The organism is Acinetobacter sp. XH1741 (assembly GCF_041021895.1).
Lineage (GTDB): Bacteria > Pseudomonadota > Gammaproteobacteria > Pseudomonadales > Moraxellaceae > Acinetobacter.
The window spans coordinates 1,227,796-1,253,418 of record NZ_CP157428.1 but is presented as its reverse complement, the minus strand read 5'-3'; the positions used below and the strand labels follow the sequence as shown (position 1 = coordinate 1,253,418).

General features: G+C 39.8%; 24 protein-coding genes and 4 tRNA genes. 3 read left to right on the top strand and 25 right to left on the bottom strand.

Annotation, left to right across the window (positions count from 1 at the left end; translation table 11 throughout):
* Nucleotides 1-43: 43 nt before the first annotated feature.
* Complete coding sequence (locus ABLB96_RS06060; RefSeq protein ID WP_348895992.1) at nt 44-1,219, bottom strand: zinc-binding dehydrogenase; 1,176 nt, start codon at nt 1,217-1,219, stop codon at nt 44-46.
* Between the two features lie 401 nt (nt 1,220-1,620).
* Between ABLB96_RS06060 and add the strand changes: the two genes are divergently transcribed.
* Complete coding sequence (gene add / locus ABLB96_RS06055) at nt 1,621-2,616, top strand: adenosine deaminase (protein ID WP_348895993.1); 996 nt, start codon at nt 1,621-1,623, stop codon at nt 2,614-2,616.
* 295 nt (nt 2,617-2,911) lie between these two features.
* Here the strand turns inward: add and ABLB96_RS06050 are convergent.
* From ABLB96_RS06050 to rpe, 14 genes are all read right to left on the bottom strand, one after another.
* Nucleotides 2,912-2,988: transfer RNA gene (locus ABLB96_RS06050), tRNA-Pro, on the bottom strand.
* 4 nt (nt 2,989-2,992) lie between these two features.
* Nucleotides 2,993-3,068, bottom strand: a tRNA-His gene (locus tag ABLB96_RS06045).
* Between the two features lie 33 nt (nt 3,069-3,101).
* Nucleotides 3,102-3,178, bottom strand: a tRNA-Arg gene (locus tag ABLB96_RS06040).
* A gap of 56 nt (nt 3,179-3,234) precedes the next feature.
* A tRNA-Pro gene (locus ABLB96_RS06035) sits at nt 3,235-3,311 on the bottom strand.
* Between the two features lie 142 nt (nt 3,312-3,453).
* Complete coding sequence (nadA, locus tag ABLB96_RS06030; RefSeq protein ID WP_024433993.1) at nt 3,454-4,518, bottom strand: quinolinate synthase NadA; 1,065 nt, start codon at nt 4,516-4,518, stop codon at nt 3,454-3,456.
* A gap of 146 nt (nt 4,519-4,664) precedes the next feature.
* Nucleotides 4,665-5,885: a bifunctional glutamate N-acetyltransferase/amino-acid acetyltransferase ArgJ gene (argJ, locus tag ABLB96_RS06025; protein ID WP_348898294.1), complete on the bottom strand. Its 1,221-nt coding sequence runs from the start codon at nt 5,883-5,885 to the stop codon at nt 4,665-4,667.
* A 136-nt stretch (nt 5,886-6,021) separates the two neighbouring features.
* Nucleotides 6,022-6,501 (bottom strand): methylated-DNA--[protein]-cysteine S-methyltransferase, encoded by a 480-nt coding sequence (locus ABLB96_RS06020; RefSeq protein WP_002050401.1) that lies wholly within the window; start codon nt 6,499-6,501, stop codon nt 6,022-6,024.
* 11 nt (nt 6,502-6,512) lie between these two features.
* Nucleotides 6,513-6,833, bottom strand: coding sequence for a multidrug efflux SMR transporter (locus ABLB96_RS06015; RefSeq protein ID WP_348898295.1), 321 nt, complete (start codon nt 6,831-6,833; stop codon nt 6,513-6,515).
* Nucleotides 6,834-6,983: 150 nt separating this feature from the next.
* A complete protein-coding gene (locus ABLB96_RS06010) occupies nt 6,984-7,979 on the bottom strand; it encodes a cation transporter (protein ID WP_348898296.1) in 996 nt (331 codons plus the stop codon).
* A 28-nt stretch (nt 7,980-8,007) separates the two neighbouring features.
* A complete protein-coding gene (locus ABLB96_RS06005) occupies nt 8,008-8,763 on the bottom strand; it encodes a copper resistance protein B (protein ID WP_348898297.1) in 756 nt (251 codons plus the stop codon).
* Nucleotides 8,750-10,816 carry a multicopper oxidase domain-containing protein gene (locus tag ABLB96_RS06000; protein WP_348898298.1) on the bottom strand — a complete coding sequence of 689 codons (2,067 nt, stop codon included), beginning with the start codon at nt 10,814-10,816 and terminating at the stop codon, nt 8,750-8,752. Before ABLB96_RS06000 ends, ABLB96_RS06005 begins: the two co-directional genes overlap by 14 nt.
* Nucleotides 10,817-10,856: 40 nt before the next feature.
* Nucleotides 10,857-11,252: a hypothetical protein gene (locus ABLB96_RS05995; protein ID WP_348898320.1), complete on the bottom strand. Its 396-nt coding sequence runs from the start codon at nt 11,250-11,252 to the stop codon at nt 10,857-10,859.
* A gap of 99 nt (nt 11,253-11,351) precedes the next feature.
* On the bottom strand, nt 11,352-12,173 hold the full coding sequence (locus ABLB96_RS05990; protein ID WP_348898299.1) for a Cof-type HAD-IIB family hydrolase: 822 nt from the start codon (nt 12,171-12,173) through the stop codon (nt 11,352-11,354).
* A 354-nt stretch (nt 12,174-12,527) separates the two neighbouring features.
* Complete coding sequence (gene rpe / locus ABLB96_RS05985; RefSeq protein ID WP_348898300.1) at nt 12,528-13,214, bottom strand: ribulose-phosphate 3-epimerase; 687 nt, start codon at nt 13,212-13,214, stop codon at nt 12,528-12,530.
* Between the two features lie 184 nt (nt 13,215-13,398).
* Here rpe and ABLB96_RS05980 point away from each other — a divergent pair, with 184 nt between their 5' ends.
* Nucleotides 13,399-13,671 (top strand): DUF2218 domain-containing protein, encoded by a 273-nt coding sequence (locus ABLB96_RS05980; RefSeq protein ID WP_348898301.1) that lies wholly within the window; start codon nt 13,399-13,401, stop codon nt 13,669-13,671.
* Between the two features lies 1 nt (nt 13,672).
* Here ABLB96_RS05980 and fghA read toward each other — a convergent pair whose 3' ends face one another.
* The 6 genes from fghA to ABLB96_RS05950 form a co-directional block, all read right to left on the bottom strand.
* On the bottom strand, nt 13,673-14,518 hold the full coding sequence (gene fghA, locus ABLB96_RS05975; RefSeq protein ID WP_348898302.1) for an S-formylglutathione hydrolase: 846 nt from the start codon (nt 14,516-14,518) through the stop codon (nt 13,673-13,675).
* Nucleotides 14,487-15,938 (bottom strand): C13 family peptidase, encoded by a 1,452-nt coding sequence (locus ABLB96_RS05970; protein ID WP_348898303.1) that lies wholly within the window; start codon nt 15,936-15,938, stop codon nt 14,487-14,489. Before ABLB96_RS05970 ends, fghA begins: the two co-directional genes overlap by 32 nt.
* A 136-nt stretch (nt 15,939-16,074) precedes the next feature.
* A complete protein-coding gene (locus ABLB96_RS05965) occupies nt 16,075-16,866 on the bottom strand; it encodes a class I SAM-dependent methyltransferase (RefSeq protein WP_348898304.1) in 792 nt (263 codons plus the stop codon).
* 11 nt (nt 16,867-16,877) lie between these two features.
* On the bottom strand, nt 16,878-17,543 hold the full coding sequence (tsaB, locus tag ABLB96_RS05960) for a tRNA (adenosine(37)-N6)-threonylcarbamoyltransferase complex dimerization subunit type 1 TsaB (protein WP_348898305.1): 666 nt from the start codon (nt 17,541-17,543) through the stop codon (nt 16,878-16,880).
* A 132-nt stretch (nt 17,544-17,675) separates the two neighbouring features.
* Nucleotides 17,676-18,203 (bottom strand): gamma carbonic anhydrase family protein, encoded by a 528-nt coding sequence (locus tag ABLB96_RS05955; protein WP_348898321.1) that lies wholly within the window; start codon nt 18,201-18,203, stop codon nt 17,676-17,678.
* Nucleotides 18,204-18,209: 6 nt separating this feature from the next.
* Nucleotides 18,210-18,851, bottom strand: a complete 642-nt coding sequence (locus ABLB96_RS05950) for a CoA pyrophosphatase (protein WP_348898306.1) — start codon at nt 18,849-18,851, stop codon at nt 18,210-18,212.
* A gap of 114 nt (nt 18,852-18,965) precedes the next feature.
* Between ABLB96_RS05950 and ABLB96_RS05945 the strand changes: the two genes are divergently transcribed.
* Entirely contained in the window at nt 18,966-19,514 is a 549-nt protein-coding gene (locus ABLB96_RS05945) for an NUDIX hydrolase (RefSeq protein ID WP_348898307.1), read from the top strand.
* Nucleotides 19,515-19,562: 48 nt separating this feature from the next.
* Here ABLB96_RS05945 and ABLB96_RS05940 read toward each other — a convergent pair whose 3' ends face one another.
* Genes ABLB96_RS05940 through ABLB96_RS05925 form a run of 4 tightly spaced genes read right to left on the bottom strand, consistent with a single transcriptional unit; the run spans nt 19,563 to nt 25,597 of the window.
* Nucleotides 19,563-21,488 carry a protein FilF gene (locus tag ABLB96_RS05940; RefSeq protein WP_348898308.1) on the bottom strand — a complete coding sequence of 642 codons (1,926 nt, stop codon included), beginning with the start codon at nt 21,486-21,488 and terminating at the stop codon, nt 19,563-19,565.
* A gap of 18 nt (nt 21,489-21,506) precedes the next feature.
* Nucleotides 21,507-22,730, bottom strand: coding sequence for a putative pilus assembly protein FilE (gene filE, locus ABLB96_RS05935; RefSeq protein WP_348898309.1), 1,224 nt, complete (start codon nt 22,728-22,730; stop codon nt 21,507-21,509).
* On the bottom strand, nt 22,724-24,388 hold the full coding sequence (locus tag ABLB96_RS05930) for an outer membrane protein transport protein (RefSeq protein WP_348898310.1): 1,665 nt from the start codon (nt 24,386-24,388) through the stop codon (nt 22,724-22,726). The genes filE and ABLB96_RS05930 overlap by 7 nt, the downstream gene beginning before the upstream one ends.
* A gap of 12 nt (nt 24,389-24,400) precedes the next feature.
* Nucleotides 24,401-25,597 carry a hypothetical protein gene (locus ABLB96_RS05925; RefSeq protein WP_348898311.1) on the bottom strand — a complete coding sequence of 399 codons (1,197 nt, stop codon included), beginning with the start codon at nt 25,595-25,597 and terminating at the stop codon, nt 24,401-24,403.
* Nucleotides 25,598-25,623 lie beyond the last annotated feature (26 nt).

Genomic DNA, 25,623 nt, shown 5'->3' with positions numbered 1-25,623 from the left:
AATCAGATCACAACCTTTTTAGTTAAGCGTTAATGACTTTGAATTAATGACTCATCAATTGAATATCAGAACCACTACGCTTCGGATCAATCAAGATTTTGGCATGCTGTTCAGGATCACGTAATGCTTCAAATGCATTGGTAACTCCTTCTAGGCCAACAACACCTGTTATGAGCGGTGAGCAGTTCACTTTACCTTCTGCAATCATGTGTAGCGCATCTCGAAACTCAAGCGGTGTATAGCCCAACACAAACTGAATTTCTAACTCTTTATTAATCGCAAGTGCAGGTTCTATTTTGTCACTTTGCATGCACACTCCCACCCCGACAATTCGGGAGAATAAAGGCGCCCCTTCAATAATCTGTTGTAAAACACCCGGTACACCCACGCACTCAAAAATAACAGGACGCTTTGGCAAAGCACCTAACTTATCAATCATGCGCCATCCATGCCACCATGGTAAACGAGTTGCTTGTAACTTATCAAACAGCCCCATACCCATGTTAATGGCATCAGAAACATTGCCAAGCAAACCAAACTCTTTCCAGTTGGCAAATGGTGATGTCTCTTTAGGGTCTACCACAATATCGGCACCGCATTGCTCGGCAAGCTTACGGCGGTTTGGTGAAAAGTCGCTGGCAACTACAGTTTTAACCCCAGCGGCTTTAAGCATTAATATGACACCTAGCCCGACAGGACCACAACCAATCACAATCGCAGGTTCACTGGTTTTCACACGGCTACGGCGAACGGCATGCAATGCAACTGCCATCGGTTCAGTCATAGCTGCACTATCTACATCTAGACCATTGGGTACTTCAAACATCAAGCTCGACTGAGCCAATACTTGCTCGGCATACCCACCAGATGCATTTGGTGAAAGCCCTGTAGACAAATAACCATGCTGATCTACATTTAAAAGCGGCATTGCACAAACCAGTGTATCGGCTTTAAGTTTGTGGCGTGTTTTTGGTCCGTAGTCTAAAACCTTGCCACAAAATTCATGCCCCAGTACAAATGGGTCTGTGGACTTCGCTAAACCATGAAACCCGACACGTGCAGCTAAATCATGCATGTGGTCGCAGTGATGCTGCATATGTAAATCAGAACCACAAATCCCGCATCGAACCACTTCTAATAACACTTGTCCTTTTGCAGGCGTTAATTTCGGTTGGTCCACCACTTGTAGTTTTGCTTGATGACAAAGTACCGATTTCATTTGTGTGCTTCCTATTTCTTCTTTTTCATTTACTTGCCAGAAATAGATTTCTACAGATAAATTAATCGCTTTATCAGTTTAGTCTTTAGCAAGCCTTTATTCATCTTTACAACTAAAAGGCAAAATACCAATGACCATTCTTCAGCCAATCCATTCTTAAAGAGTCAACAAAAACAGGCTCAGCGAAATTAAAAACAATAAAAATCTTGGTACTTGTATCTTACACAGACTGCGTTGTCTTCTTAGGCCAGAACAATGTCATCAAAATTAAAACTTATACAAATATAGTAAGTTCAAAAAACTCAGCTCAACGCTTTTCACAAAAACATAGCAAAACCAAACTTTTATCAGCTGCCCTAAACAGGCATGATGAATCAATATGAACAGATAAGAAGAAATCTATGATTACAAAAACCCTTCCGCTTACCGATATACACCGTCATCTTGATGGCAACATCCGCATTCAAACCATTTTGGATTTGGGGCAACAATACCATTTATATTTACCTGCCTATGACATTGAATCTTTACGCCCGCACGTACAAGTTATGGATAACCAACCAGATTTATTAAGTTTTTTATCTAAGCTCGATTGGGGCGTAAAAGTATTAGCCAGTTTAGATGCCTGCAAACGCATTGCTTTTGAAAACATGCAAGATGCAGCACAACAAGGCCTAGACTATGTAGAACTGCGTTTTTCACCGGGTTATATGGGAATGACACATCAACTTCCACTTGAAGGTGTTGTTGAAGCGGTTATTGCGGGTGTAAAAGAAGGCAGCCAAGCTTATGGGGTAAAAGCGAATTTAATTGGCATTATGAGCCGTACTTTTGGCCAAGAAGCCTGCAAAAAAGAATTAAATGCACTACTTGCCCATAAAAATGATATTAAAGCGTTGGATCTCGCTGGAGATGAGCTTGGTTTTCCGGGCAATTTATTTATTGATCACTTTAAGAAAGCACGTGATGCAGGTTGGCACATTACGGTACATGCAGGCGAAGCTGCCGGCCCAGAAAGTATTTGGCAAGCCATTGAAGAATTAGGTGCTGAGCGAATTGGGCATGGTGTTAAAGCAGTTCAAGATTTAAAACTTTTAGATTATTTGGCAAAACATAAAATTGGTATTGAGTCTTGTCTTACCTCAAACATTCAAACCAATACAGTGCCTTCTTTAGCAGAACATCCATTAAAGACTTTTTTAGAACATGGAGTGCTTGCCACTATTAATACTGATGACCCTGCTGTAGAAGGGATTGAGATACAACATGAATATTTAACTGCTGCTCCCCTCGCGGGTTTAAGCCCTGAGCAAATTTATACAGCTCAAGAAAATGGTCTTAAAATCGCATTTTTATCAGAACAAGAAAAAGATGAGTTAAAACAGAAATATCAATAGCAGAGAACAGAGAACAGAGAACAGAGAACAGAGAACAGAGAACAGAGAACAGAGAACAGAGAACAGAGAACAGAGAACAGAGAACAGAGAACAGAGAACAGAGAACAGAGAACAGAGAACAGAGAACAGAGAACAGAGAACAGAGAACAGAGCTTATATAAAGAAATTCAAATATGGGAGTATGTATAAATTAAAATTTCGATATAGAAAACAAAAAAATTCCTTCTATCTGTAAGATGAGAAGAAATTATTTTAATATTTGGGATATTTTAGAAAGCTTGAACGCTTTTAAATATGGTCGGAGCAGTAGGATTCGAACCTACGACCCCCTGGTCCCAAACCAGGTGCACTACCAGGCTGTGCTATGCTCCGAAATTGGGGTGAATGACGGGATTCGAACCCGCGACAACTGGAATCACAATCCAGGGCTCTACCAACTGAGCTACATCCACCATCAAATAAGTTCTATGTACCAAGCTACCGAATGGCGCGCCTGACAGGATTCGAACCTGTGACCATCCGCTTAGAAGGCGGATGCTCTATCCAACTGAGCTACAGGCGCTTAACCGATGATGCTTATCATGCGATACTTCGCCGATCTTAAAATATTATTTTAAGTGGTCGGAGCAGTAGGATTCGAACCTACGACCCCCTGGTCCCAAACCAGGTGCACTACCAGGCTGTGCTATGCTCCGATCTATCTCAGCTTTTGCTGTATCGCACATCGTGCGGTACGGTGTGCATTCTAGGCGCGACGCCCTCAGACGTCAACACCTATTCTCAAAAAAAGTTAAAAATCCTTATCAAATGTATATTTAACAAGCATTTTGCGTACTTTTAACGTTTTAACGATGCACTAAAGGCTAACATTCGATCTAAAGGCATTTTGGCACGTTCAGCAAGTGCTGGATCAACGTGTATTTCCTGATCACCTTTTTGTAAAACTTCTAAAATTCCGTCGAGTTCATTCATTGCCATCCACGGACAGTGAGCACATGAACGACAAGTTGCACCCTCACCTGCTGTTGGCGCTTCAACTAAAATCTTATTTGGTACCGCTTGCTGCATCTTGTAGAAAATACCGCGGTCAGTTGCCACAATAAGTCTTTCATTTGGCAAAGTCTGCGCAGCTTTAATCAGTTGAGAAGTGCTACCTACCGCATCGGCAATTTCTACAACTGACTCTGGTGACTCTGGATGTACCAATACCGCAGCGTCTGGATATAAGGCTTTCATGTTGGCAATGCCACGTGCACGGAATTCTTCATGGACAATACATGCGCCATCCCAAAGCAACATGTCAGCACCAGTTTTCTTTTGAATATAGCGGCCTAAGTGCTGATCTGGTGCCCAAATAATTTTTTCGCCCAAGCTATCTAGGTGCTCAACAATTTCAACTGCACAGCTTGAAGTCACTACCCAATCTGCACGTGCTTTAACAGCAGCCGATGTGTTGGCATAAACCACTACGGTATGGTCAGGGTGTTGATCACAAAATGCAGTGAATTCATCAACTGGACAGCCCAAGTCGAGTGAGCAGGTTGCTTCAAGTGTTGGCATTAAAATTGTTTTTTCAGGAGACAGAATTTTAGCTGTTTCTCCCATAAACTTTACACCAGCAACCACTAGTGTAGAGGCTGCATGATCTCGTCCAAAACGAGCCATTTCTAAAGAATCAGAAACGCATCCACCTGTTTTTTCAGCAAGCTCTTGTACATCCGGATCGCAATAATAGTGAGCAACAAGGACAGCATCACGTTTTTTGAGCTCTGCTTCGATCTGTGCAAACTTTTGTTGTTTTGCTTCTTCACTTAGGCGATTATCTTTTGGCTCACCTAAACGGTCTAAATGCGCTTGTACAATGTTTTTTGCATCGTTGGCAATTAAAGTCGCATCACTCATAAAACGTCTTCTCTATCCTTCATGCTGGCATACCTGCTCGCATATAACGTTACTGCTTAAATGATTTAGTAGATTGAATCATTTAATATCAAAAGTTGGGGCTAATAAAAAAGCCTCTTTGTCGAGGCTTGATTATAACTGAATATTTACGAACGGTAATCTGCATTAATCTTGACATAGTCATAAGATAAGTCACAGGTGTAGACCGTGTCTTTGGCTTGTCCGCGACCTAAATCAACGCGAATGGTAATTTCGGTTTGTGCCATAACACGCGCACCCGCTTCTTCGGTATAGTCCTCGGCTGCGCCACCATCTTTACAGATTTGCACGTCATCTAACCATACCTGAATTTTAGACACATCTAAGTCTTTCACTCCAGCATAGCCAATTGCCGCTAAAATACGTCCCCAGTTCGGGTCAGATGCAAAAAGTGCGGTTTTAACGAGTGGTGAATGTGCAATGCTATACGCAATGTCACAACACTCCTGAATGTTGCCGCCACCCTCTACAGCAACAGTAATAAACTTAGTCGCGCCTTCGCCATCACGTATAATTAACTGCGCCAAACGGTTCATGACACGAGCAAGCACTTCTAACACTTTCGCATAGCGTGCATCGCTGTCTGATGTAATTTCAGTGCCACCAGCCTGACCAGTTGCTACAAAAATACAAGAGTCATTTGTTGAAGTATCGCCATCAATGGTAATACGGTTAAATGAATGATCGACCGTGGTCTTTAACAGCTTTTGTACTAAATCGCGGCTAATAGGTGCATCTGTAGCCACAAAGCTCAGCATGGTTGCCATGTTTGGACGAATCATACCTGCACCTTTACTAATACCTGTCATGGTATAAGTGATGCCATCAAGTTCAAATTGTTCAGATGCACCTTTAGGCACTGTATCTGTAGTCATAATGCCAGTTGCAGCATCATTCCAAGCAGCCTCTTGTACGCTATTTAATGCAGGTTGAAGACCAGCAAGTAAACGTTCCATTGGAAGCTGCTCACCAATCACCCCTGTAGAAAACGGAAGTACTTCAAAACTGTTCACACCAGCAAGCTCAGCTAACTTCGCGCAAATAGCTTGAGCATTTTTTAAGCCTGTAGGTCCAGTACCCGCATTGGCATTACCTGTATTAATTACTAAATAACGAGGATTGCCTTGAGCAAGATGAGCTTTAGAGACATGAACAGGTGCTGCACAGAAGGCGTTTTGAGTAAATACACCCGCAACATTTGAACCTTCTGCAAACTCAAAAATGACTAAATCTCGTCGGTTTTGGTAACGTACATATGCTTCTGTTGAGCCAATTTTTACACCTTTTACCACATGCATTTGTGGCATTGTTACGTCGCCGACAGCCATTTTTAGAACATCCAGAGTTTGTTATGAAAAGATCAATATTTCAGAAAATAGCGAGGTCATAAAACCCGCTTTATATGAAATATCAGTATTGACAGCTTATTAGAAAAGCCTGAAAAAATCGAGCGCTAAAAATAGCTTATTTTTGCTCTAATTTTAATAAAATATCTTTCTTATCAAGACCACCAGCAAAACCCACTAAAGCGCCACCCGCGCCAATGACTCGGTGACAAGGTGCAATAATCGAAATTGGGTTTTTACCATTGGCAGCCCCTACTGCTCGCACTGCTTTTTCATTTCCAATTTGAACAGCAATTTCTTTATAACTTCTTGTTTCGCCATAAGGAATGCTGAGTAATGCGGTCCACACCTGTTTTTGGAATGCTGTACCTTCAAAATCTAATGGCAATGTAAATTCACGGCGTTTGCCTTCAAAGTATTCTTTTAACTGTTGCTCAGTTTTTAATAAAACCGGATGCTCAGCTTGTTCGACCAGCTCTGCCAGTCGAACACGTTTTGGATTTTCATTGTCCCAAAGTACTGCCACCAAAGCATTTTCATTCGCAACTAGTTTTAATTGCCCAACAGGCGAATTGATATACTTATAAGACAGCAACATACTTTATCCTTTTAAGATGGAGACGAAATTTTTATTAGAACCAGTCCCGATACAATCAGTACAGCGGCAATCATTCTCATCGCACCAATAGGTTCATTGAGAAAGAATATACCAACTAAAAATGATCCAATTGCGCCAATGCCTGTCCAAACCGTATAAGCAGTACCAAGGGGTAACGTTTTCATTGACATTGAAAGCAGAACCACACTCAAAATCATAAAAACTACGGTAATAATACTAGGTGTTAAGCGTGTAAAACCTTCAGACATTTTCATAGAATATGCCCAAATGATTTCAAATACACCTGCTAAAATTAAAATAGCCCAAGCCATAATATTCACTAATTTTTATAGTGTCAGGTCGTCCCGACATGATTACCCATTATGGGGGAGGTCGTTCCTCCTATATATGAAGACTCAGTTTACTTTAAAATAAAAAATGAAGGCAAACCCAAACTCAAGTTCACCTTTAATCTATAAATCTTATTCATTTTTGAGTTGTAAGATTTTCCGTGCACCATTTAAAACAAACAAAACAATAATTAATCCAATAATTAAATCAGGATAACGAGAGCCTGTGATTGCAACCAATATTCCCGCAATAATGACACCTAAGTTTACGATGACATCATTTGCAGAAAAGATATAACTGGCCTTCATATGTGCCCCACTCTCCTTATGATCTCTCATTAAATAAAGACAACTAATATTGGCCGCAAGCGCCAAACCACCAATTAAAATCATAAGAATCGAAACTGGTTCACTGCCATATATAAAACGGCGTAGTACATCAACCAACACAATCATGGCTAAGCCAAACTGAAACCAACCCGAAATATGTGCAGCCTTTAATTGAGCATTGAGGTTTTTACCTACTACAAATAAAGCAATGCCATAAATTGCAGCATCGGCAAACATATCAAGCGAGTCAGCAATTAAGCCTGTTGATGATGCAATGATACCTGCCATAAATTCGATGAAAAACATTACAGCATTAATGAGTAACAACCATTGTAAAACCTGTTTTTGTGCAGCATGGGTTGAAGAACTTCTTCGAATCTTTTTGGGTTTTTCAATGGGTTCGTAATGAGGTTGTGTTTGTTGTAGCTCTGCCCCTAAGCCTAAACGTTGCAAGCTTTGGGTAATCTTTTCAGCTTGAGTACTGTGATATACCGCTAAATGTCGAGCGGGCAAATCAAACTCAAGTTCTTGAATATTTGCAGCATAAGGGGCTAAAGCCATTCGCACCATTTGTTCTTCTGCCGCGCAATCCATATGAGGAATATGGTAATAACTCACCCATTGGATTTCAGTCGATACAGGTTCACTCTGAAACGAATAGTCCTGCGCTGCTACGCTTGAACACTCACAGCTTGAGCAGCTTTTATTTACATTTATTTGTTTCTCTTGTTTTTCTAAAGCCATCTTTGCACCATAACTGACACAAAAAACAATGCCATCAGTATAAACCAATGGCATGTCATTAAGCTTAATTTTTGTTCGGCAATTAGAATTTAAGTGTTAATCCCGCACCATAATACCAACCATTTTCAGAGTCAGTTCCTGTTTGCCAAGCAGTTTGTTTTAAACCTTTTTCATAGCCATAACCCACATCAACAAAAGGCATGACCTTTTTATTGATTTCATAACGGGTTTGAAAACCGGCTTGTAAACTCGACAGACCAGTTTTACTGGCATAGCGAGACTCATCCTGTAATACAACATCTGCTTTTAAGTAAGGTTTACCAATTAACTTTTGAGTAAAGAGTAAGTCTCTTTCAGTCTCTAAGCTTAACTTCCATAGCTGATCTTCACCTGCATAGAGATAAGCATCGGTTTCAAAAAAGTAAGGCGCCATGCCATGTAAACCAACGACACCTGCCCAGCGATCTTGTTTTCCATCTTCTCTTTGCAAACGTTCATAATTTATGCCAGCCTGAACATCCCAATAGTCAGCTATATTTCGGCTATAAAGTACTGAACCACCATAATTCGCATCTTCTGACTCGGCTTTCTCAACGTGTGCTTTGATAAAAAGTTTGTTTTCATCAGTACCCACCCAACTTTCTAATTCAGAAGAAAAACGCCCTTCTCCATCTTCATTTTGAGTCCAGCCAGAATCAATTTTTGTCGCTTGATAAACCTGTCCACCATGTTCGCGTAAATGATCATGGGTTAAGGGTTCTTGCGCAAAAGTCAGAACCGATACACCAGAGAAAACACCGCAACAGATCATTTGAGAAAATAGCTTAGTGATGTGCATGACTAGCTCCTTTCTCATTTTCAGATTGAACAGTTGGCTTTGATTGAGCTGGTTTTTGGCTGTCATTTACTTGAGCAACAATTAACTTATTCATCATTCCCGCACTCATGTGATAAAGCAAATGACAATGAATCGCCCACTCCCCTAATGCATCAGCCGTCAATAATGCAGTAACGGTCTTTCCTGGTGGAACAATAATGGTGTGTTTATTCGGTAAGTTTTCAGCTTTTTGGCCATTTTCTAATTGCATAAACATGCCATGTAAATGCATTGGATGGGCCATCATGCTGTCATTTACAAACTTCAAGCGAATACGTTCGCCATATTTAACTTGTAATGGTTCAGCTTCGTTAAATTTCTTACCATTAATAGTCCAGATATAACGCTCCATGTTGCCACCCAAATGGATGACTAATTCACGCTCAGGCGCACGGGTATCTGCCTGAGGCGTTAATGATTGTAAATCGCTATATTGCAATGCTTTCATACCTGCTGGTGTTGAAGCATTTGCCCAGCCATAAACAGGCTCATCTTTTTTAGACTGATTTTCAGATTGAGTTGGCATCTCATGATTCATATTCATCATGGTGTCATTATGTTCACTCGACGACATTGCTTGCATATCATGCTTCATTTCAGGCATAGCAGACATGTCGTGCGCCATTTGCATCATGGAATGATCATGTTCATCAGATGACATATTTTTCATGTCGTGGTTCATGTTCATTATCGTATGATCATGATTAGCACTGTCTTGAGCCCCCTCATTTTTCATTTCAGGCATGGTGGACATATCATGCTTCATGTGCATCATAGAATGATCATGTTGGCCAGATGGCATCTCTTTCATGTCATCATCCATTTTCATCATCGTATGATCATGATTAGCATGGCTTGTCTCTTTTTTCATTTCAGACATGTCATGTTGCATATTCATTTGATGGCCAGCATGTTCATCACTTCCATCACCATGATTCATGCCCATATCATCCATGGTTAACAAAGCACGTGGACGAGGCTGTGGTATTTTAATTGCTCCCACAGCCTGTGCATTTTCATTGTGCAAAGTACCGATAGCAAAACCACTACGGTCAATGGACTCTGCTTCAATCTGATAATTTGATTGCTTAGGTTCTACAATGACATCATAGGTTTCAGCCGTACCAATACGAAACTCGTCAATTGCCACAGGTTTGACTGGCTGCCCGTCTGCACTCACAACTGTCATTTTCAAATTTGGAATTCTGACATCAAAAAAAGACATTGCAGATGCGTTAATAAATCGTAATCGAACCTTCTCGCCAGCTTTAAAGTTACCTGTCCAGTTTTGCTCTGGTGTCTTACCATTGACCAAGAAAGTATAACCCGTCACATCAGACATATCGGTTTTTAACATCCGCATCTGATTCCACATCGAACGGTCTTGCCAAGTTACTTTTAAGCCTTGTGTCTTAACTTGCTTCCAAACATCAGATACGGTTTCACGGCGATTTTGGTAATAATCAGCAGATTTCTTCAAATTCTTTAAAATACTATCGCTAGAAGAATGATGAAAATCTGAAAGCATCACCACATAATCACGGTCAGTTTTTTCATGCGCTACCAGTGGTATTTTGCCTTTTGGGTAAATGACAAGTGGACCATATAGCCCATCTTGTTCTTGGCCTTTACTATGCGCGTGATACCAATAAGTACCATTTTGTTTCACCTTAAAACGGTAAACAAAATCTTCGTTTGGCGCGATTCCTTTGAAATTATTGAACCCAGGCACGCCATCCATCAATCCTGGCAGTAACAACCCATGCCAGTGTAAAGATGTATCTTGGTTCTTTAATTGGTTATGAACATGAATGACTGCCTCATCTCCTTCCTCAAACTCAAGAAGTGGGGCTGTAAACTTTCCGTTTACGGTCATTCGCTTGAGCGGTTGACCAGTAATATTGACCTGCTGTTCATTAATATTAAGGTGATATTCCTTAATTGCTGCGAGGGTCCATGGCGAAACCAATAGACCAAATACAGCGACGAGGCTGCTAATTGTTTTATGAGACATTGCTGTAATCCTTTGAACTAAGAAAATAAGTAAGAAAGGATTAAGCTTTTGGAGGACGTAAGATTTCTTGCCAGTATCCGGCTAAATGCTGAGCCTGATAAACACTGCTAAATTGAGAGGAAATAGGAATAAATGATGTTTCAACATCTGGTACAGCTTGCTGTAAAGCCAGATTCAGCATCTGGCAATGGACTGGGTTACAGTCTTGGCAGTGTTCACCATGTTGATGAGAAACTTGAACCATAGATTGATGACACATCGCCGGATCATCAGCTTGAACATGCATAGAGTGATGCGTCATTTGTTTACTATGACAAGGCATCATATGAAGATCATGCTGCATAGGCATCTGAGCAATAGACACACCACTCCACCCAATGACCAAAGTCATTAGGAACACAAACCAAGCATACTTGCGTAAGTGTTGCAGTGTCATCATTTATTGCCTTGAGCAATCCATTTGTCTATGGTGTATTAGCATAACCAAGTTTTAAATCAGATACAATTTTCCATCTCAGAGGAATGACCTAGCTCATCAAGCAAATGGAGGTTGATGCTGAAGGACTAAATCAATTACTTCTAATGCACCTTCTTGTTCATTACTTACCGTTGAATAAGGCGCTACCGCTTTTAAAGCTTTCACAGCATTTTCAACTGCAAACCCATAACCCACTGCTTTAATCATCTGGATATCATTATTGTTGTCCCCTATCGCCACCACCTGCTCAGGTTCAATCTGCCATTTTTGTAGTAATAGCTTCAAACCATGTGCTTTATGTTGATCAGGAAGTATCAAATCGATAAAACCAAAACCACTGGAAACAGGTACCAAGACTTTATCTGCCACAAAACTTTGCTTCTGAAAATGTTCAAAAAGGGCAAAACTTTGGTTTTCCTGAGCAGTAAAGGTAATTTTGCATACCAAGTCATCTAACGCATAAAAGTCATCGATAACTGTCAGCTTTTCAAAATATCGAGCGACTTTAGCGTAGTCCTCTGCATTCATGCTCGTATGTACATAAGCACTCTGTTTTCCACAGATCACCATGGTCGAGGTATATGCTGGGTCAATCGCTTTTAGAATATTACTAAATTGTTCTTTGCTTAAATGGGCAAAAGCGAGTTCTTGCCCCGCATCGACAACATGTGCGCCATTTTCGGCAATAAAGGCAATTTCATGATTAATTTCTGGAAAATAGGTCACAAGCTTTGCAAGTTGGTTACCGCTGGCCACCACAAAATGAATGTTATTTTGTTTTAGTTGTTCATACTGTTTTAAAAAACGTGCTTTGTTGTACTGCTTCTTAGAATTAAGAAAAGTCCCATCCATATCTACCGCTAAAATTTTTACTGTCATTAATTATCTAGGTCTCTTACTAAAATCTTATTAAATCAAATTTAGCTTTACTTTTCATGACACTTTTACAGTTTTCTCTCTATTACCCTTTAAAAGTTTCATATCCTCTCCTCTCGTTTTTTGCACAGGTTATTTTTTAGCAAAGCTTAATAAAAAATCAGATAATAAAACATTCAATATGCGTAAAAAAAGAACGCCAAAGCGTTCTTTTTTCATATATTTTGCTTAGAGAGTAAGCGGTTGATCTCATTTTGTTTATTTTACCAACATCTTATCCATACGGTTATCAACACAGTTATCCATACAGTTATAAACAAAGTTATCCACAAGCTTACCTAAGCTTAACATTTGCTTTTAAGCGTCTACACTGCCTACTTTAGCAAGCTCTGCACGCATTTGATCAATCACCACTTTATAATCTGGTTGACCAAAAATTGCTGAACCCGCAACAAACATATCTGCACCCGCTTCTGCAATTTCACGAATATTTGCAGGGCCAACACCACCGTCAACTTCTAAACGGATATCACGGCCACTTGCATCAATAATTTTGCGAGCTTCACGTAATTTTTCTAAAGTCATTGGAATGAACTTTTGTCCACCAAAACCAGGGTTTACACTCATTATTAAAATTTGATCTACTTTATCAAGCACATAATCTAAATGGTGTAATGGCGTAGCTGGGTTAAAAACTAAGCCTGCTTTAGCGCCACCTGACTTAATAAGCTGTAATGAACGGTCAATGTGGTGAGATGCTTCTGGGTGGAAGGTAATGATATCTGCGCCAGCTTCCAGGAAATCGCCAATAATACGGTCAACTGGAGACACCATTAAATGCACATCAATTGGCGCTTTAACGCCATATTTTTTTAAGGCCTTACATACACCAGCACCAAAAGTTAAGTTTGGAACATAGTGATTATCCATAACGTCAAAATGCACTACATCTGCACCTGCAGCTAACACTTTGTCTACATCTTCGCCTAAACGAGCAAAATCGGCAGATAAAATAGAAGGAGCAATCAAATAAGGCTTGGACATAGGTGGATGACCTGGCTAAAAGTTTAAGGAGAGGCTAGAAATTATAACAAAAAAGAGTCTGCTTGGCCCGCCCTTCCTTGTTTAAATGCCAACATTTCAAACTTGCAACGTAACGTTGCTATTATAGAATGCTAAGTGCCAAACGAATTTGTTAAGGTACATTAAACCAATGTGAGGATTGATAATGAAAAGCACAACTCATCTATTAACAAATGATGGAAAACGCATTGCAAAACGTCTCGTTAATCATTGGAAACATAAGTTTGAAGTACAAGAAACTGAGCAAGATTTTAAAATCTTAATGCCTACAGCAGTCATTACACTTGCACCTCAAACAGAGCAGTTAAATGTTGCTATTGATAGTCAGTTAGATGACCACGATCACTTGGAAAAAGTTGTCCTTGATCATCTAAACCGCATGGCTCAACAAGAATTTCAGGTGAAATGGCAACACTAATTTAGCCAGCGACCTTTTCTAATTGGATTGCATGAAACTGTAAGTGCTCATCCATAAAGGTCTGGATAAAGTAATAGCCATGATCATAGCCAGCATGTTGTCTTAAAGTTAAAGGCTGTCCTGCTTTTAAACATGCTTGCTTAAATTTTTCAGGGTGAAGTTGCTCATAAAATTGGTCATCTAATCCCTGATCAACTAAAATTTCGCTAAATACTGCACCATTTTTCGAGACTAAAGCTGTGGCATCATGAGCTAACCAGCTATCACGATCTGTACCCAAATAATGGCTAAATGCTTTTTCGCCCCATGCACATTCACTTGGTGCACAGATCGGTGCAAAAGCAGAGACTGATTTAAACTTTTCAGGATATTTAAAAGCTAAAGTTAATGCGCCGTGGCCGCCCATCGAATGCCCAAAGATACCGACTTGTTGAGCATTTACTGGAAAACTTTTTAAAATAAGTGGATATAACTCATCAATTAAGTAGCTTTCCATCTGATAATGTTCAGACCAAGGCGCTTGCGTTGCATTAATATAAAAACCTGCACCCTGTCCTATATCCCAATGATCCCCTGCTGCAACCTGTTCCCCACGAGGAGAAGTATCAGGCGTAATCAATATAAGGCCAAGATGAGCTGCCATATGCTGCGCATGTGCTTTAATCGCGAAGGTTTCTTCAGTACAGGTTAAACCCGCTAGGTAAAACAAGGTCGAACATGATTTACCTTCTAATGCCGCAGGTGGTAAATAAACACCGACCTTGGTAGAGCCTTTTAATAATTGAGAATCGAATTGGTAGATGCGCTGCTCACCTTCAAAGCAGCGGTTTTTTTGCAGGAGTTGCATCGTTTTTAGCCTCTGTTTGTGTTTGAGCAATATTTACGCTACCCGTATTTTGTTGTGGGAAAAGATATTTTTCCAACTGAGGGAGCATAAGTTCCATATTCTTACCAATTATCCATTGCGGCTCTGAAGGCTCTACACCTTGAGCCACTTCCCATTTAGTTACAGTTTGCTTGGCAGCATTAAACGAATCTTTCATTGAAGGCTGCTCTCGCATAGCCAAGTCAAAGAACGCTCGCCCAAAATAAGTATAATCAGCTTCGTTATTACACCCAAAAGAAGTTTTATCCGCAGCAGATGCAGTAATAATTAAAGTATCTGGTGACTGTAAAGCAGGAATGAAGCTTCCTGAATAACAGGCAGAAATAACAATCACACGCCAACGAATACCAGCTTTATCAAGTGTTTCACGTAACCATTTCGGATCGACTTGTCCTAAATCTAAAGGCGCATTTTCAATCTCAAAATGGTTCTGTTCACCGTGCGATGTCATATATAAAAAGAGCACATCACTATCACGGTTCATCTGCTGCCCCATACGGCGTAGCGCTAGCTCAATACTGGTTTTAGATGCAATCGGAATTTCTGTACGAGTGTCCGGATTATTGACCAGCATCATCGAACGCCCAACTGTACCAAAACGCGTATCGAATTGTTCTTTAATACGAACAACTTCCGATTTAAAAACGTCTTGATAACTGTCACCCGCAACGCCCAAGAAATACCAATGACTTTTGGCTACTTCACCATACTGAACCTGTTCTAAGGCATCATGAAGTAACTTACTTTGTGCATAAAAAGCATCTTCGGCAAACGTAGGTGGAGAGTCTTCTACTTTCCAAATAGGCTGATCTTTTACTGAAAGTTGCCAAACCACCATGGTCGCAATAGTTGCCACCATAACCAGTGCCCGCTCCCACCAAGGCCACTTGAGCTCACGTGAGAAAACCCAAATAACAGCTAAACTTTGCCACACAAAAAGTGCCACAAATAGGCTTGGTAAAATGCCGTTATAAATAGCATCTGGGATAAAGTTCAGATAACCATTAGATCCCAAATACTGAATTAAACATTGAATTAATAAAATATTGGTATCTAAAACCAGCCAGAGCAAAGCTGGAACTAACATTAAACGCGGCTGATTAATACGCTGTGATAAAAAAATACCGACAATAAGCGCAATAAAAGGCCAGAGTGCGTACCCAATTAAACCTTGGGAGTTGAAATCACCGGTTTGACCAGCAACAAGCCAGCTATAAAGCGAGTTGGTACACCCGCCTAATATTCCCCAAACAATAAGCTGAAGAATAGAGGGATGTACGATCTGTAAGGAACGTCTTGACCCCAAAAATAACCACATTCCGGCAAGCTGGTTACTTTTAAAATCATGCCAAAAGTTAATGGAAGGTTTGAGATCAATCATAAAAAGGTTTCAAAAATTTCGTTTTTGTCAGGCACCATAAGTGTATGCCTGCTAAGAATTTTAGCAATCATGCTTTTGAACTATATCACATATATTTGTGCATTATTCAAGCAATAAAACTTAACCTTACATAAGCTTACTGAAAGTAAGCATCAAAACGACAAGCATCACCCTGCCACTGATGAGACGGCTCTTGATTTGCTAAAAAAATAGCATGTCGTGGACGTTTCACGATGACTCGCTTTGCCACCTTCTGAGCCAACTCAAGTAAATTATCGCCTAAATCCATTTCCCCATCTTCGGGTAAAAGTAAATGTAGAAGCTGCATCTGCTTTTTAACTTGGGCTTGTTTCTTAATCGCTTGATGGTTCTGATCACGTTGTGGAAACATCGGGTCAAGATACACAACATCAACTGTTTGTGCCTCTTGCTCTAATTGCTGTAAATAGCTTGCAGAGTCAGCAAACACCAGTTGAATACGATCCATAAACTGACCTAAAAATGGATCACGTTGCGCTTGAGCTTTTGAATCTTCAAGTAAAGTAAATAAAATCGGATGGCGTTCAACAAGCTGTATTTGAGCACCTAAATACGCCATAAGTAAGCTGTCATGACCTAAGCCTGCTGTAGCATCCACCAGTACTGGTTTTTCCCCTAACTGACAAGCACGAGCAATCATTTCTGATTTAAGACTTGCACGTTTTAAGCGTGGAATTTCAGCTTTCCAGTCAGGCTGCATTTTCATGCCATTTGCAGACAACCAAAGCCCATTTTCATCTACACAAAGTGCCAGTTCAGGGTTTAAGCGTAAAAAACGAGCATTGAGTTTTTCAATGGTCTGTAAATCGACTGACACATCTCTAGAAGAAAGCACAGCTTGGTAGTGCTGTGCTTTTTCTTGGAAATCTACTTCAAAATATATATGCATGAGTAGTGCCTTTATTTTGCTTTACCCTGATCTGCTATTTTTTTCCATGCATCATCACGCAAGTAAACTGGTAATGCATGTTCAGCATCGACCCACTGTTTTTGCGCAGCATACACACGTGCAATTGAAGCAATATCCTGCGCAGTTGCAGTGATCGTTTGATGCTGTGCATCGGCTTGAAGTAATTTGGCGCCTGAACCGATTAAGCAATGTTTTGCATAAGCAGCAGCTTGCTCATAGCTCATTAATTTTTCTTCATCAATACATTGCATGATGCCTTGTTCAGCTAAAACGAAACTTGCAATGTAAACTTCGTTCATACGTGCATCGAGTACTGCTGTCACCTGCTCTAAACCTTCAAGTCGGTAAGCTGCTTGTGCAAGAGCTTGTAAGGTAGAAACCGGAATAACTGGTAAATCTTGTGACCATGCTAAAGCCTGAGCAACAGCGGCATTAATTCGAACACCACTAAAAGAACCTGGACCACGACTAAAGGCAATTGCATCTAAACCAGCAACGTCAAGTCCAGTTTGTTGTAAGCCCTGCTCAATCATTGGCAAAATGGTTTGGGTTTGTGCTTTCGCTCGCGTATCGAGTTGAAAAAATAGTTCTTGGGTTTCATCGATTAATGAAATGGAACATTGCTCATTTGCAGTTTCCAACGCCAGCAGTTTCATGCACAACCTTAGTATTCAATCAGTTTAAAAACGGAAGTTATGATACCCCACTCAGCTCTTATAGGCGAGTTGTTCCTATCTAAATAAAAATACCAAGCGTGTGCTTGGCATCGAAGATATCTTACTAAAAGTTTAAAAATGAAATTCTTTTAAATCTGCATAGCTTTTAAAGTGCTCAGCATAATGTAGTGCGCTCAACCTTATTTTTGCAGCTCCATCATCATCTAATGTTTTTACAATCTTGCCCGGAGATCCCATTACCACTGAGTTATCTGGAATCACTTTCCCTTCAGGAATTAAGGCATTAGCACCAATAATACAGTTTTTACCAATGACAGCTCGATTTAAGATTACGGCGTTCATACCAATTAGACTATTATCCCCAATCGTACACCCGTGTAGCATGACTTTATGCCCAACTGTGACATATTCACCAATATTCAGCTCAATTCCCGCATCGGTATGTAATACTGAATTTTCTTGAATATTAGAAAAATTGCCAATCCGAACTACACAATTATCGGCACGAACTACAGCCCCAAACCAAATACTCACCTGACGACCCAGTTCTACTTGGCCAATGACTGTTGCAGTTGGAGCAACCCAGCCATCCCATGGCTCATGTAATACTTTTGGGTAATGACCTTGATAGCTATACATCATAATTTATCGATCCTGATCTTTATTTTTATGAGAAAATTTTGGCATTCCAAATGTTGGCGAGTTGAGTAAAAATGGCCACTCTTTTTGATAGCCTAAACCATACTTAAACAACGCAACTAACATACGAGCAGTTAAGCCCCAAATGATTTCATTATCAATCTGTAGACTTGGAAAATATAAAGACTGATGAGCATATCGGACTTCATAGGGTGTCGGGTGCGTCTCTATAAGTTGCTGTAATGGCACAAAGAAAATTCGATCTATTTCGGTAGGCTGAGGTATTAAAGTTACCTCTGGTGGAATAAGTCCAACAATCGGTTTTACAGACAGACCACTTCTTGCACGCTGCATTGGCAAATCACCTAACAGCTGCACATCAAAAGGATTTAAAGCCGTTTCTTCTTGGGCTTCTCTTAATGCCACCACAATATTACTGGTATCACTTGGGTCACGCTTTCCACCCGGAAAAGAAACTTCCCCCGCATGGTTGTTCATATGTATTGAACGGCGTGTAAGCAGTACCTTAGGATTATTTTCATTTGTAATCGCAATCAGTACTGCTGCTTGTGCTTCTTGTATACGGGTGGAAAAGCGCAACCTTTGCTGTAACTTCTGTGTTAGCAAGTGCTCTTCCATACCATTCACCTATTATTCTGTCTCTCTTTGCATCATATCTGAAAATCAAACTTAGAGAATAGAGTTGATGCGTAAGTCTAAAAATTCAGTTATGCTGAGTCATCTCTATACTCGATGATAATTATGAGTTTCTGTGTAGCGTGTGGGCATAAAACCGAACAAAAAATTCCTTTAGGTGATCATAAAGTACGCCGTGTTTGTACTCATTGTGGCAATATTCATTATGAAAACCCAAAAGTAATCTGCGGTGCCTTAGCGTTATGGGAAAACAAAGTACTCCTCTGTCGTCGAGCTATTGAACCTCGTTATGGTTTATGGACGCTTCCTGCTGGTTATATGGAATTGTTTGAAACCATGGAACAAGGCGCAGCACGTGAAACCCGCGAAGAAGCAGAAGCTGAGATTGAAATAGAACAACTCTATTGTATGTACAACATTCCACGTATCGGTCAAATTTACGTACTTTTCAAAGCCCAGTTAAAAGATGGTATTTTTGGTGCAGGCGAAGAAAGTATCGAGAGCCGTCTGTTTGAAGAGCATGAAATCCCTTGGGGTGAGCTTGCATTTCCTAGTGTTGAACACACACTACGACATTATTTTGAAGATCGTAAACAACAAATTTTCCCAACGCATCTAGAAACTTTGGGTACTCGTTTAGATCATACAGGCTAAAAACTAAACTAATAAAAAAGACCGCTTTTGCGGTCTTTTTTCGGGCTCTTATTTTGTCTTAATTTGATAACAATCAGCTGTTCGAATCGTTATCGTTCCACTCATTCTCTGAGCTAAAGCTTTATCATCGTCTGTAGGAGCTGGGCTCACATCTTTAATATTGTTATATACTCGTTGATAGAAAGCATATGGATTTAACCATGAAACTGTTTTGTTATCATAAGTTGTAAGGTTAATTCCACTTACCTGCCCTTGTAATAGGTTAGCAACGTTAATTTTTGCTCCACTTACGATGAGTGTCTGGCTACCAGTTGCAGTAGTACCCTGAACAACATTCGAGTTTAACCCTGCCATAATACCATTGAGGTTACCTAGCTTAGGTTCAGCAAAAATCATTTTTACTGTAATGGATTTATCATTTGCAGCAGACTCAGTACCACCTGTCGTTCCTATGCGATACTGTTGAACACCATTATTATCAACCAAAGTATTATCTGAAACTATTCCACACTGGCCAGACATATCCGTTGCGGTTGCATTAGGTTTAATATCAGTACGGATATCACCATTTTCATCGATCACAACACCTAAATCGATTGGAGAAATTCCAGCTGTATCAAATTTAATATTTAAAGTTCCGTAAAGCGGGAAAATATAAGTTTGCCCAGAACTCACATTTTTGGAAGTTCTAAAGATATCTTTTGCAAGGTAACTTGCTGGAGTCACTTTATAGATATCCAGAGAGCCATTATAGTTTTGATTCCCTATACTTTGACGCCATAGCGCATACTGTTGAGGATTTGGTGTTTTACTATTTGTTGCACCTAAATATAGACTTTCACGACCAGCAATAAATGAATCATTTAATAATTTACCTTGATAAATCAATAGATCTTCGTTGCTATTAGCTGACGCTTTTAAATGGAATGGTTGTGTCGATTTAATCTCAGCCTGTACCGGATCAAGCCATGTTGTTTGAGCATTTGCAGTAAGTTGGGCTGGCTTAGATTTAGTTAATACTTCCATTACTGCCGTAACTGTTGAGTTACTTGTAGTTGTACTCGTACCTTTCCATTGTAAGCCATAACCGAATGTATAACCTTGACGATCTGAAAGTAAGAATAAATTACCTATCACGTGTTGGGTATTAGCTGCATTTTTTGGACAATCCGCCAAATTAGCTAAATTACATCCATAAAAATTCTCAGAGATTAAATTAGGCTGCGCTAAGGTCAAGTAATCTGATTGATATAAACCGACTAAACTTAAATGAGCCAATTGAGTGACTAAAGCAAAAGCTTGATTATTATCAATTTGACTCAGATCTAACCAAGGTTTCAAAATACCAAGGTATGCACCATTTTGCCATTCAGCAGCAGTAATATTTTGAAGTACAACATTTAACGTATTTTTCTTATCTTCAGTAAATAATGTAGGTTGTATATCTCCAACGACATTATCACCACGCTCTAAACCAACGCTTTGAAAGAGTTTAACCAATGCCATTGCGACACGAATGGTCGGATCATCTTGACTTAATGAAGCTGGTGCTACACCTGTTAAAGCTGTAGCCATATCCATAACTTTCAAACGTGGCGGAACGACTACCTTAATTTTTGAAATATTATCTAAATTAATAGAACCCAAGTCGATCTTGGTTTTCGTTTGAGTTCCTTGTAAAAAGAAGTTCGCTGTATCACCAAGTTTACATGTACCAACTACACTGTTTCCTGAAGCTTTGGTCACAAAGCTCTGATTTGCAACACTACTACAGGTAAAATTAAGACCTGCAACTGGGTAGTCGAGTGAAAACTGTAAGCAATCATCGCTTGATGCAGCACAACTTCCATTTGCATTGGAACTTCCAGAGCCACTGGTAGGATCTTCATTAATAGTTGAGCTACCACCGCCACAACCATTTAGCATCATTGCTAATGTGGTTAATGCAAAAGGCCATAATAATTTTTTATTCATTAGCTACCCTACTTATTTTTAACGTAATGCTGAAATTTGAATCTGTCCCTGATTTGATAACTCATGTTCTTCTACATCTATCGAAGAAGACAATGGAGTTAACATCATGTAACGTGCATGTGGAGGTACTTTTAAAGTACCTTGAATCGATGCATGTTGTAATACCGTAGAAGGATAAGACTTGCTCTTGAAACCGCTTGCACCTTCCAAAATACAGCCCTTCTCATCTAAGAAAATAGCTAAAGGCCAATAATATAGAGGTGACGAATTACTCGCTGCAAATGACATCAGCTGTAAATGTTGTACAGCTGGATCTAGTTTTATCAGCTCATATTCAAATTTTTCTTTTAACGGCTTACGAGGCCATAGATTTACTTCTTTTTTTGCTCCAAGAACTTTGATGGACTTTTTGTAGCCCTGAACAAAACACTTGTCTTGGTCAAAAGTGGTTTCTAATTCTTTTTGAGATAGACGCATATAGGTGGGAGCTAAAATAATTGCTCCCTGATCATCTTGAGACTGTCTATGAAAGTATTGGGCTAAAGTGGATTTACTTACACCTTTTTGTCTTTCAATAGACTCTGTTCTTCCTAGACCATCAGGCATAATATAAAAACGTTTTTTACCTTCAAGATTAAATTCTTGATTTTCAAGATATTCATTATTTACATACTCTACACCATCGACAGTTCTAAATTTAGATTGATCATTTGAAGAATCTGGCGTTGAAATAGGAGTTTGGGAAGTACTTGAGGTAGATGAAGGAACTTTAACTGGGATTATTTCCTTCTTAACGGTTGTGGCAACATCCGTTTTTTTCTTAGTTTCACCCTGACTAGCTTTAGTGACCGTTAAAGGCAACATCGGTGCAGTCGGTGCAGTCGGTGCAGTCGGTGCAGTCGGTGCAGTCGGTGCAGTCGGTGCAGTCGGTGCAGTATTTAATTTTTTTATAGATTGTTGTTCAAACTTTTTAATCACTTCTGAGTTCTGAACATTTTGTTGAGGTACTTTTTGAACAGGGGGAACAGCTGATTGAGGCTGTGTAACTTGTTGTGGTGTTGCTAATTTAATATTCGTCCGCTTTTGTTCGACTTTTTTACTCGGTACAATCATTGGGCGACCATCTGGACCAATGATTGTATAAAAACCGTCTGCATAAGATACAGAAACACTTGCTATCGCAACACATAAAGTCGAGATAGCAAATCTAGGTCGAAACATCCATTTATATTGTTTTACCATTTTGTTCTATAGCTCAAACCAAGTACTGTAACTTTAGTATTCGTTTTTACATCTAAGCCAGCATACGGGTTTAATAAAATATTATCGACACCACATTTATTCGATAATGTACTCGTACAAGCTGGAATATTGTCTCGGCTACGCAAGAAACCTACTGAAAGATCTAAGTCCGTATCTGCATCAAAACGGTAACCCAACCCAAGACCAAATAATTGCGCATTATTGATCGGAACCATGGTATTACGTTTATCATCAGGAATAGAACTTGCACGAGGCTCATAACCTGCCCGCAATTTCAAACGATCAGTTGCTGAGTATTCAATACCAATTCCCCAGCTCCACGGCGATGTAAACTTCAGTGGTAATGCTAATGAATTATCCGTTACGTCATTAGATAAAAGTTTAGCCACTTTTAACAACGAAATTTGACGGTCAAATTCAAACTTAAACTTATTCCAAGCCGCATAGTCAGTCCAGCCTACGTCAAAATTAACTTGTAAATCAGGCAATATTTTATACTTAATACCTGCTTGAAAATGTGCCGGATATTCAAGATCCATGGCAACCAAACCAGACTCAATATTAGGTATAGATCCCGGCAATCCCAAAATAGCAGCTAAAATTTGTCCAGTAGCAGAGGAATTAAGACCTTTAATAAGCTCTTGAGGCGCCTTGGCATTATCAATCATGTATTTGCCTTTTAAACGCATCTTGGCAGAACTTTGATAGACCATACCAAAGCCAAAATCATCTGTTGGTTCCCAAAGTAGACCTAGGTTATAACTTGGGCTTAGTGACTGCTCTAATGAAACCTGTAGTGCGCCCATTTTATTAAATGGGTTCATACCTTCTTGCGCATTACACATACCAAATAATAGTAAGTCCGTAATCATGTCACTATTATTTTTAAAAGGTGCACACACAACTTCATCGACCATACGCAATACACCAATCATCTCATTTGGAAAACGTAGATCAGTTTTTAATGCGATTGCGTTATAGGACATCCCGACAGAAGCACCAATAGATAAATGGTCATTTACTTGATAACCAAAAGATGGTGATAAATAGGTAATTCGCTCTACTGCAACTTGTTGGCCCATATAGTTACCAGGATTACCATTCTCTGCTCCGAACCCTGCTACCAATGGTGCATAAATTGCTGTTGCATAAGTGACTTTCGAGCCAGGTGGTTTATAAGCAATACCTGCTGTAGGGGCAACTAATGGATAACCTGCCCCAAGATCAACCATTTTTTTAAGGATAGGGACATATAAGCTTGCATACTCGACATCGCCATGGACCGTTCCTTTAAAGTCTGTACAAATATTGGCTGAAACTTCAGGACCATCATTACAAACAAGAGGGTCATCTGAATAACCAAAAACGTTGTATCCAGGAGGTGCGGAGAACTCTCGCTGAATATCAAAGTTAGCAAGAATCCCCTGTACATCTGTTTGCAGCCCATCAATTTTAGCGAGCGCCGCAGGGTTAAAATGAACTGCACTAATCCCTGGAGGATCTGCAGTTACAGCATTCCCCATCGATAGTGAACGAATATCAACAGCTAGATTTTGTCCTAATTGAGCATTGGCAAAGCTAGAAAAACCGGAGATAACAATTGCCGCCGTTAAAGGACATAATTTAGGATATTTCACCTGCATATCTCCTTATTTTTGTTTTTTGTTAAAACCTAAAATATCTAACGGGAACGACAAACCAAGTGAAACATCTGGTGAGTCCTGAGTTAAGCCAATACCAACAGTACCATTCACAATGGTATCTGGTGAAACACGTACACCTAAAGCAAAAGATAACATTGCACTACTTAAATCTGGTGACTTAGATGACTCGCCATTATTAAATTGGAATTCCGCATTTGTATTAAAGCTTTGTTGATATGACATCGTCAAAGAGACGTCATAGTTAAATGAATAAGCGAAACCAAACGAGAAACCACCACTAATACCGGGATCAAAGCTCTGAAGATAACGTGGTCCATTAGCACCACCACCGCGCGCTTGATTAAGACCACTTTCTTTAAAACCATAATTGGCAGACACAGAAGCGAAGAGAACGACTGGATCAATATATTTACGAGTACTTGCCCCTACACCAACTGAGTAATAACCTTTACCTGTTGAAAGCTCATCTAAACCAATTTCATAAGGACTATCACCAGTTTTAGTCGAGACACTACCAAAAAGAACCAGCGGTAAACGGCCTTGTTTTAACGGAAATGGTTCCCAGCGTGCACCAAATGAAATATCACCTAAGCCAGCTGTTGTTTTATCTTTAATAGTTTCAGACTTTGCGACAAAAGGAAGCGTTGCAGATAAAGTTAAATTATCTAATACCCCATATTGAAAGGTAAAACTGTTCGTCACAGTATGGTTAGCATCCTCTTCAACACGCAAACGATTAAGTTGAGAAGAGCTATCTGATAAAGCTAAGTCAATACGGGTATCACGATAATAAGTGTAATCAAGATCATAATAAGAGGAAATTACACCTTTCTTAATTAAAGAATATTGGCGTTCATTTGAAGTAAATACTTCCTGTAAATTTGTCTCCTGACTGGCATCACCTTCTTTTTTTTGTAATGCACTTGCAGCTTGATGTGCTTCACTAGTAGGAGCTGGCACCACACTATTCGTATTCTCGACATTAGCTGTTTGCGTTGTATTATCTGTTGTCGCTGAACCAGATGCAGACTGCACAGAACTAGAGCTTTCTGTTCCCTGCTCTACTGCTTGATCCGAGCTAGATACTTGCGCTTGTTGTACTTGATCTTCGGCATAGATTGTCCCTGTAATGGCGCTCATACTTAAGGCCAACACACTCATCTTCATCCATCGATTATTCATGTTTTTCCCACCCAATTTATTTATTT